This is a genomic window from Catellatospora bangladeshensis (assembly GCF_016862575.1).
GTDB lineage: Bacteria > Actinomycetota > Actinomycetes > Mycobacteriales > Micromonosporaceae > Catellatospora > Catellatospora bangladeshensis.
The window spans coordinates 1-698 of sequence record NZ_BONF01000107.1 but is presented as its reverse complement, the minus strand read 5'-3'; the positions used below and the strand labels follow the sequence as shown (position 1 = coordinate 698).

Sequence of the window (698 nt, the reverse complement as noted above, 5' to 3'; positions counted from 1 at the left end):
CGGCGTCCTTCACCGTCGGCAGCACCGCACCCGTCTCGGCCGACTTGCGCTGATTCGCCACGTCCAGCAGCGTCTTCAGGAAGTCCGTCGTCGACGCGGGCGCGTTCTTGCCCACCACGAACCCGTTGCCGCCGCCGAACGCCTCCGCCACCGTGCCCTTGCCGCCGTCGACCGACGGGAACGGGAAGAACGCGAGCTTGTCGCCCAGGCCCTTCTTGCTGGTGGACGAGGAGGCCTGGACGGACGGGGCCCACTGGCCCATCAGCTCCATGGCCGCGCCGCCGTTGCCCATGGTCGCCGCCTGCCCGTCGGGCGAGCCGTACTCCGCCCCGAGGAAGCCCTTCTGGAACGGCTGCAGGTCGACCAGCTCCTTGAGCCGCTGACCGGCCGCGATGAAGTCGGGGGTGTCGAAGTTCTTGGTCTCGGCGGCCTGCTGCAGCGCGCCGAGGCCGCCGATGCGCATGGCGAGGTAGGCCCAGTAGAAGTGGCCCGGCCACTTGTCCTTGCCCGCCAGCGCGATCGGCACGATGCCCGCGGCCTTGATCTTGCTGACCGTGGTCAGCAGCTCGGCCCAGGTGGTAGGCGGCGCGGTGATCCCGGCCTTGGCGAACAGGTCCTTGTTGTACCAGAACCCGACCATGCCCACGTCGAACGGAACACCGTAGATCTTGCCGTCGATCGTGAACGGCTGCACCGAC

1 protein-coding gene is annotated in these 698 nt (G+C 69.1%); it reads right to left on the bottom strand.

What is annotated here, in order from left to right; all coding sequences use genetic code 11:
• Positions 1-698, bottom strand: a 698-nt coding sequence (locus tag Cba03nite_RS39445) for an ABC transporter substrate-binding protein (RefSeq protein ID WP_203757711.1), incomplete at both ends; no start/stop codon positions are given.